Here is an 8379-nt window from a genome sequence, read left to right as displayed (position 1 = left end):
CCCCTTGCTGTTTTGCAAGGGCATGCCTGATTGAAGTGCGAATCCACCAAACAGCATAGGTGATAAACTTGATCCCCTTTGTAGGATCAAATTTCTTTGCTGCCCTTATTAATCCAATATTCCCCTCATTAATTAAATCGCTTAAAGGAACGGCCTGCCCCCTGTATCTATTCGCGATACTGACAACAAAACGGAGACTTCCCTCCACTAATCTCCTCTCGGCCTCTTTATCACCCTTTCTAATCCTCCTTGCCAATTCTATCTCTTCTTCCCTGTCTAATAATCCTAATTTCGAGATATCCTTTAAATACATTGAAATAGGATTAAATACGATGTTTCTCATTTTTTAATTTCCTTTTTTATACGGAAAAAACTAATGGCTCTTAGCTTTAACCTGCTTTTTATATCTTCCTCTTTTTCTTGGCCTTACAATCTTATCTGAATTTTGATAGAGCTTATTAAAAACCTGCCTTGCATATTCCCTTGTAAAGCCAAAATGATTAGCTATTCCCTGAAGAGAAGACTCTTCTTCTATCATCTTCTTAAATATCTCGATTGAATCTCTGCCATATTTTTTTCTAAATCTCTTCTCAAACTTATCTGCTGGAGGAATATTAAATCTGTTTCTCCATCTTGATACAGTAGACGGATGAACTTTTAAGATATTTGCAAGTTCTTGATCGCTCAATGAGCCATGCTCTATCTTCTCTCTAAGAATCGTTTCAATTTTGTATTTATTGATTTTCATTTTTCCCTCACCTATTAAATTATCCTTTCAGGATAAGGTTAAAATTTTAAGTTAATATCCGATCAATTTTTTGACTTAAAAAGATCTATTTTTAATATAACTCGTAATAATTTTTTGTCAACTTTTTATTGTAAAAAACTACCTTTTCAAAAAAATATTTAGAACAAACTTAATTCCTGTTCCAAAAATAAAAAGTCTCTAATTTATAAGACTTTCGGTTAATTTATCATATATATAGACAGTAAAACCTAAAAAATGTTCCCCAATTCATCAATTTTATATTTTATGAAATTATTTTCTTGCAAGACATAAAATAACCTATTGAATTGTAATAGGTTATGCCTATATAAAAGGGTGACTCTCTTTACAATCCTTTTATCTAATTCTTATATTATTAATCAATTATCAGATTTTGAAATATGAGAGGAGAAAATAAGATAAGTAAAAAAATATAAGTCTTTTATGCGAACAATATTAGTCTAATTTAAGTCTTTTTCTTGCCAAATTAATAGCTTTTTGAAATACATCCTTAAGAGGAACTTCTTTATCTCTTGCTATTTTTTTGCAGTCTTCATATTCTGGAGAAATATTAATAACATTATTATCTTCTTTGCCGACCTTAATCCTTATCTCTCCAAATTCTGTTTGGATCTTAATAATGTCCCTTATCAATTTATTTCTTTTAACTTTAAAAGACCTTAAGCCAAAGGTCGATGTCTCATAAAAAAAGACTTTTTGAATATCAGAAAGGTCTTTTTCTTCTAATAAAACGGTTATTTTTATTCCGGGACGGTTTTTTTTCATAATAATCGGAGTAAGAAAGACATCCAATGCACCTTGCTCAAAGAATCTTTCTAAGATATAGTCGTAAAATTCTGGATTCATATCATCTATGTTCGCCTCTAATACATCTATATTGTCCTCCGCCCATTTCAAAAAGCTTTTTCCCACTATTAATCTTAATAAATTAGGTGTATGGTCAAAATCTGCAAAACCAGCTCCATAGCCGATCTTTTCAACCTCAATAGATGAAAGATCTCCAAAATCCTGAGCTAAACTACTTATTATAGCTGCTCCTGTAGGTGTGGTGAGTTCATGTTCTATTGATGCAGTATATATGGGTATTCCTTTCAACAACTCAAGGGTTGCTGGAGCTGGAACAGGAAGTTCTCCATGTTCAGTGGTAACCATCCCTCTACCAACGTTTAACGGGGAAGAGCATATTTTGTCCAGATCTAATGAATGAATTCCTACAAGAGAACCTATAACATCTACAATAGAATCAATGGCCCCAATTTCGTGAAAATGTACCTTATCAACATTAATATTATGAATTTTAGCTTCTGCTTCTGCCATTCTCCGAAAAATCTGAAGGCCTTTATCCTTAATCTTATCCCCCAAAGAACTACTGTTTATTATTTCCTCAATATCCTTCAGGTTTCTATGAACCTTATCATCCTGGTTTAAAAGAACATCTACCTTTGTCCCTGTAATGTTACTCTTTCTTGTTTTATATGCCTTAATTTCATAATTGTTCAAATTTAATTTTTTAAGTTCCCCTTTAATATAGTCCAGTTTCACACCTATATCTAGTAATGCTCCCAATACCATATCACCGCTAATTCCACAAAAACAATCAAAATAGGCAATTTTCATTGTGACCTCTTATTATAAAAAATCTAAACCTTCTCCCCAAGTTCATTTATGATATGAGCTAGATAACCTGCACCAAACCCATTATCGATATTCACCGTTGCAACCCCTGGAGCACAACTGTTGAGCATGGTCAGTAAGGCTGAAATTCCTCCAAAACTGGCACCATAACCTACACTCGTTGGAACAGCTATTACAGGCTTATCAACTAATCCTCCTATCACGCTTGCCAAGGCACCATCCATTCCAGCAACAACGACAATAACTCTTGCACTAAAAAGCCTCTCTCTGTTATCAAAAAGCCTATGAATCCCTGCAACACCTACATCATAAAGTTTACCAACCGTGCTTCCTAAGATATCAGCGGTTACCCATGCCTCCTCAGCTACGGAGATATCAGCAGTACCACCTGTAATAATCAATACCTTTCCTTTGGTTCGGACCTTAGGCCTATTATTTATAACGATTGTTCTTGCAGGTTCATTGTAATATGCCCTATTATCGAGTAACTTCACTTTCTGATATATATCAGAGTGAACGCGGGTAGCAAGAATATCAGCTCCTTTTGACAACATTCTTTCCATTATCTCAACAACCTGCTCTGGTGTTTTCCCCTCGCAATAAATAACCTCAGGCACACCCTGCCGCAACTCCCTGTGGTGGTCTATATGTGCAAAACCGATATCTTCAAAAGGTAAATGCTTCAAAGAATCCAAGGCTTCATCTGGCTTTAGTTCGCCCCTTGAAACCCTTTCTAATAATCTCTTCAAACTCTCTCGATCCATCCTATCTCCTCACTAAATCTCTGTTTCTCCCTTGAGATCCCTTCCCATAAGCTCTGATACTGCATCTTTAATTCCTTTATCTTTAAACAAAATATCATATACCTTTTCAGCTATAGGCAATTCTATATTGTATTTTTCTCCAAGCCTTACTATTGATTTGGTGGTATTAATTCCTTCTGCTACCATCTTCATCTCTTTTAAAATTTCTTCTAGTTTCATCCCTTTTCCCAGTTTGAGGCCAATATCTCTATTACGACTAAGTTTTCCCGTACAGGTAAGGACTAAATCTCCCATTCCTGCTAGACCTGAAAAAGTGATAGGATTTGCACCCATAGCAAGTCCCAATCTGGAAATTTCTGCCAACCCTCTTGTTATTAGTGCAGCCCTTGCATTAAAACCTAGCTCCAAACCGTCGCAAACCCCTGTGGCAATAGCAATAACATTTTTATATGCCCCACCGAGTTCCACACCTTTAATATCATTGTTGGTATAAACCCGGAAAAAAGGCGTATTAAAAATATGTTGTAGATCTCTTGCCATTTCTATATTTTCTGAAGCAATAACTACTGCTGTTAGTTTTCTAAGACTCACCTCTTTTGCAAAACTAGGACCCGAAAGAACAAGCACATTATCATTGAGTTCCTTTGGAAGAACATCTCTGATTACTTCAGACATTGTCATCAATGTCGCCTCTTCAATACCTTTTGAAACACTAATGATAATAGCGCTTTTAGGTACATATGGAGCTGTCTTACTCATAACATCTCTAACCGTATGAGACGGCGTAGCTGAAATAATAATGTCTGACTTATCAACAGCCTCTTCAAGAGAATGAACAGGGACAATATTTACAGATATTCTAACTCTAGGAAGATAATAATTATTTTCCCGATATTTCTTCATATAATGAAATAAATCTTTTTCATAAACCCAGAGTTTGATAGGGTAATCTTTTGAACCTAACAAATTTGCTAGAGCAGTCCCCCAGCTTCCAGCACCTATAATTGCTATTTGTTCTTTTGTCTTATTATTTGATACCATCTCCCAGATCCTCCTATTATCCCTTGATATTTCCCAAGGGATGTAATTTGACAACTTTTTTAGAAATCCCCGAATTGTGTACAACATGGATAACATTTCTTATGTCTTTATAGGCCTCGGAAACTTCTTCTCGCAGTGTTGCTGCTCCTGCAGATTTTACAAAAATCCCTCTATCTTCTAATTCTCTATTAATAGCTCTTCCTTTTGTAAGCCTCATTGCTGCATGTCTACTGAGAACCCTTCCTGCACCATGACAGGTACTACCAAAGGTATCGTCCATAGCCTTTTCTGTTCCCACAAGAATATAAGAGTAACGTCCCATATCTCCTGGAATCAATACGGGCTGACCTATTGATTGATACTCTTCTGGAATTTCAGGACGATTTGGTGCAAAGGCCCTCGTAGCTCCTTTTCTGTGAACGGCCAGTTTGAAGGTTTTTCCCTGTATTTGGTGTTCCTCTACCTTTACGATGTTATGGGCTACATCATAAATAAGACTCATCCCTAAATCCCTTGGACCTATCCTTAAGACTTTTTGAAATACCTCTCTAGTCCAGTACATCAGACACTGTCTATTTGCCCAGGCATAGTTTGCAGCTCCTCTCATAGCTGCCAGATAGCTCTGAGCTTCAGAAGATTCAAAAGGGGCACATGCCAGTTGTTTATCAGGAATATGGATACCATATTTTCTGACCGCCTTTTCTAATATAGCAAGGTAATCGGTGCAAATCTGGTGGCCAAAACCCCTGGAGCCTGAATGAATCATCACTGTAATCATGTCCTTTTCGAGCCCTAAAGTTTTTGCTGCCATCTCATCATAAATCTCTTCTACAAACTGGATTTCTAAAAAATGGTTCCCCGAACCTAACGTCCCTAATTGCTTGATACCCCTTTGATAAGCCTTGTGGCTGATTTTATGAGGATCAGCTTCTTCAATACAGCCTTCATCCTCTGTATATTTCAACTCTTCTTCATATCCATAGCCCTTCTCTACAGCCCACCCCGCCCCTTTAACAACCACATCTCTTTGGTCTTTTGATGAAAGAACTATTCTTCCTTTTCTACCAACACCTGCAGGTATAGCAGCAAACAAAGCCTCAACCAGAGATTTGAGTCTATCTTTAATATCCTTTACCTTGAGGAAACTCCTCAAGACCCTAACCCCTCAATTGATATCAAACCCTACTCCCCCAGGGGATATGACACCACCGGCTTTAATATCAGTGGCCACAACTCCCCCAATGGGAAGACCATATCCGTAGTGAATATCGGGCATGGCGAGGGAAGCCTTTATAGCTCCTGGAAGAAAGGCGCCATTTGCAACTTGTACGATTGATTCATCTTTCATGATATCCTTCATAAGAATATCATCAGCATAGATTATCCCCGGTATTCTCATTCCTTCCTTAAATGATATGGGAAGTTCCCATCGGTATTCATCTAATCTTCTAAGTCTATTTTCCAAACTCTAAACTCCCTCCTTTAATTAAAATATAAACAAAAACTTAGTTATTAGACATAAAAACCAATCGATCTTATAAATCTAAAACAATCTGTACAATTCAGAAAAAATTAAATATCAAAGATTACCTTAATCATCCAGTTTCCATTTTTATCTCTTATCTCAAGATTATGATAGGTAGCTGCTTTAACCTCTGTTCCGAGTATATGTCTATTTCTATCTATCTTCTCTCCCCATATCTCTCCTTTAAGACTTTTTTCAACGAACTCTTTTATAACAACCTCTTTACCGAAAAAATCGTTTATCTCTTGGAGGTAAATAAGCTCATTTAACCAATTAATCAATAGGTTCTCAAGATTATCTCCCTCTGCACTAAATGGAAGAGCATCTTTCTTTTCGACTTTATCTGTTTCTGTCATTATGGAGAATAAGCCAGAAGCTGTATTTGTAAAAGCCTCTCGTAATGAATCCCCTGTTGCAACAACACCTATATCAGCAGTGGTCTCAATCAGTTTAAACTTCTTCATCTTACCTTTTGTTAAAAGTAACTCCTATAAATTATCTTACGTATAATATACGTGGTAAATAGTGAAAGGAAGCTGTAATCGTTATCCTATTCTCTGTTAACCTCTTTGGAAATGGGTTATAAGGGGAGGCGGTACTGATGGCACGAATAGCCTCATCATCTAATATCGTTGAACCAGAAGATCTTATCAAAACTACTTTTTCCAGCTTTCCATTACTAAGAATTGTAAATTTTAAAAATAGTGATCCATAAATCCCCTCTCTAGCAGCCTCCATAGGATAATCCCATAAAAGTTCTATCTTATTTTTTATATGGATAAAGTAAGATATATATTTGTACTCCTTAGTTTCTAAAGATACGGTAACTCCATCAGAACCATCTCCTTTATTACCTGGTTTTACATACTTCTTTAAATCCTCTGAACTCAAAAGAGGTAGTCCTTTTAAGGATCTTGTATCTTCTCTTTGCGGAGAAAGAGTATCAGGAAGATGTTTTTCTTTTTTCTTTAATAAAGCTTCTGTTTCAGCCTCTTCCTTCTTTACTATTTTTTCGTGGGATTTGATTGACTCTAATCCTTTTCCTTTTTCTAACTCGGCTAAGATTTTTTTTGGTTTACTTTTTTGAGAGATTTTTTCATCTTTCATCAAGGCCTTTATTTCTGATTTTTGGCTCTTCTTACTTGCTATCTCAGAAGCTTTTTTTCTTGTAAGTCCGGAGGGTTTTTTTACACCCGGAATATCTGATTTTTTATCGGATAAGTCTTGATGGGCTTTGCTGGAATATTGAGAGAGAATTTTTGCCTCTTTAGGTTCCTCAATCATTGGTGGCTTAGGAAGGTCTTCTATAATCCCTTTTGTTTTTGAAAATTCTTCAAGAATCTTTATCTTCAGTGGATCTAACAGACTTTTTTCTTTAATCGCTACCTTTCCTATAGCAAGAATAAAAAAGATATGAAGAATAATTGAAATGATTATATATTTCTTTGTCTTTATATTACGCATTTTATCAAAAGAAATTAAAATTTTTAATCTTTAATTTTATCATAAAAAATGATCTTCAACAAGATTTGGCAATTTTATTATTAAATATGCTTTTGTATATATTTCGTACAACTGTTGTATGAAGGTCGTATTCATCCATAAGTTTTTTCCCTGACCCTTTTTTTTCATCACTTTTATAACCTAATCTACTTGCTAAAATATCAAGTTTGTGGCCGACATCTGGCAAAGAACTGGAGGGACGTTCATGTTCAATTCTGAGGCCGGAAACAGTCTCTCTAAAAAATCTGTATGCTTTGATTAGCTTGTTACAGTCACGTTTAGATATTAAATCTTTGTTTCTTAATCTTTCCAATATAGCTAAGGTATTCGTATCCCTTAAGCTTTTAAACCTACTTCCATATTTTAACTGTAAATATTGAACAATGAATTCTATATCCAAAAGACCACCATATCCCAACTTTATATCTTTTAACCCCTCTTTTTCCTTTCCTCTCTCTTTTTCTATCCTTTTTCTCATATTATTAATTTCCGAAGCTATAGTAGGATCAAATTTCTCTTGATAAATGCTTTTGTGAATAATCTTTATCGCTTTATCACCTAGAATCTTACTACCTGCAATAAATCTTGCCTTTACAAAGGCCTGTTTTTCCCACACCTCTGCCCTTTTTAGTAAATATTTCTTTAGCGTATCAAGGTTGATGGTCATAACACCTTTCTTACCATCAGGTCTCAATCTTGCATCTATTTTATATAAGAACCCGGATCGGGTTATTCCACTAATCATTTGATAAATTTCTTCATAGAGCTTCGCATAAAAAACTCTGTTGCTTATTCTGTTTATCATTTCTCCATTGCCAGAAGGTATACCCGTAGTAGATCCATCCTGAGAATAAATAAATACTATATCCAGATCAGACCCAAAGTCGAATTCCTTCCCTCCGAGCTTTCCTAAACCTATGATTGCAAAGCTAGAATCTCTAAGCTTGTTTTGAGATGTTTGCTCTGTTGGTTTTCCATATCTCTCTATCATCCTCACCTCAGCTATCTCTAAGGCCTTTATAAGACTTACATCAGCCAAGTTTGTAAGACCTCTCATCGTATCCAAGAAATCGTCCTTTTTTAAAATACTTCTTATCCCAACCCTTAGCTCTTCTCCTTTTTTA

The 8379-nt window shown here is 35.6% G+C and carries 8 protein-coding genes and 1 pseudogene; all 9 read right to left on the bottom strand.

Annotated elements, in window-relative coordinates; translation table 11 throughout:
• Positions 1-343 (bottom strand): sigma-70 family RNA polymerase sigma factor (locus VMW81_05370; protein ID HUU50366.1); only part of this gene is annotated, 343 nt, incomplete at its 3' end.
• 30 nt (positions 344-373) lie between these two features.
• Entirely contained in the window at positions 374-748 is a 375-nt protein-coding gene (locus VMW81_05365; protein HUU50365.1) for a MerR family transcriptional regulator, read from the bottom strand.
• Between the two features lie 474 nt (positions 749-1222).
• Positions 1223-2404, bottom strand: coding sequence for a nickel pincer cofactor biosynthesis protein LarC (gene larC, locus VMW81_05360; GenBank protein HUU50364.1), 1182 nt, complete (start codon positions 2402-2404; stop codon positions 1223-1225).
• A 23-nt stretch (positions 2405-2427) separates the two neighbouring features.
• Positions 2428-3186: a nickel pincer cofactor biosynthesis protein LarB gene (larB, locus tag VMW81_05355; GenBank protein ID HUU50363.1), complete on the bottom strand. Its 759-nt coding sequence runs from the start codon at positions 3184-3186 to the stop codon at positions 2428-2430.
• Between the two features lie 12 nt (positions 3187-3198).
• On the bottom strand, positions 3199-4227 hold the full coding sequence (locus VMW81_05350; protein ID HUU50362.1) for an NAD(P)H-dependent glycerol-3-phosphate dehydrogenase: 1029 nt from the start codon (positions 4225-4227) through the stop codon (positions 3199-3201).
• 16 nt (positions 4228-4243) lie between these two features.
• Positions 4244-5626, bottom strand: a pseudogene (locus VMW81_05345) (RtcB family protein).
• 173 nt (positions 5627-5799) lie between these two features.
• On the bottom strand, positions 5800-6216 hold the full coding sequence (locus VMW81_05340) for an archease (protein HUU50361.1): 417 nt from the start codon (positions 6214-6216) through the stop codon (positions 5800-5802).
• 31 nt (positions 6217-6247) lie between these two features.
• Positions 6248-7216 carry an energy transducer TonB gene (locus VMW81_05335; protein HUU50360.1) on the bottom strand — a complete coding sequence of 323 codons (969 nt, stop codon included), beginning with the start codon at positions 7214-7216 and terminating at the stop codon, positions 6248-6250.
• Positions 7217-7271: 55 nt separating this feature from the next.
• Positions 7272-8379: hypothetical protein (locus VMW81_05330; protein ID HUU50359.1), on the bottom strand; the 1108-nt coding region annotated here is incomplete at its 5' end.

Source organism: Nitrospinota bacterium (genome assembly GCA_035528715.1).
Lineage (GTDB): Bacteria > JADFOP01 > JADFOP01 > DATKYB01 > DATKYB01 > DATKYB01.
This window is presented reverse-complemented; position numbering and strand designations above follow the sequence as displayed.

What these genes read in the sequence shown, in the direction of transcription:
- VMW81_05365 (HUU50365.1), bottom strand. Translation starts at nt 748, where the DNA reads ATGAAAATCAATAAATACAAAATTGAAACGATTCTTAGAGAGAAGATA.
- larC (HUU50364.1), bottom strand. Translation starts at nt 2,404, where the DNA reads ATGAAAATTGCCTATTTTGATTGTTTTTGTGGAATTAGCGGTGATATG.
- larB (HUU50363.1), bottom strand. Translation starts at nt 3,186, where the DNA reads ATGGATCGAGAGAGTTTGAAGAGATTATTAGAAAGGGTTTCAAGGGGC.
- VMW81_05350 (HUU50362.1), bottom strand. Translation starts at nt 4,227, where the DNA reads ATGGTATCAAATAATAAGACAAAAGAACAAATAGCAATTATAGGTGCT.
- VMW81_05340 (HUU50361.1), bottom strand. Translation starts at nt 6,216, where the DNA reads ATGAAGAAGTTTAAACTGATTGAGACCACTGCTGATATAGGTGTTGTT.
- VMW81_05335 (HUU50360.1), bottom strand. Translation starts at nt 7,216, where the DNA reads ATGCGTAATATAAAGACAAAGAAATATATAATCATTTCAATTATTCTT.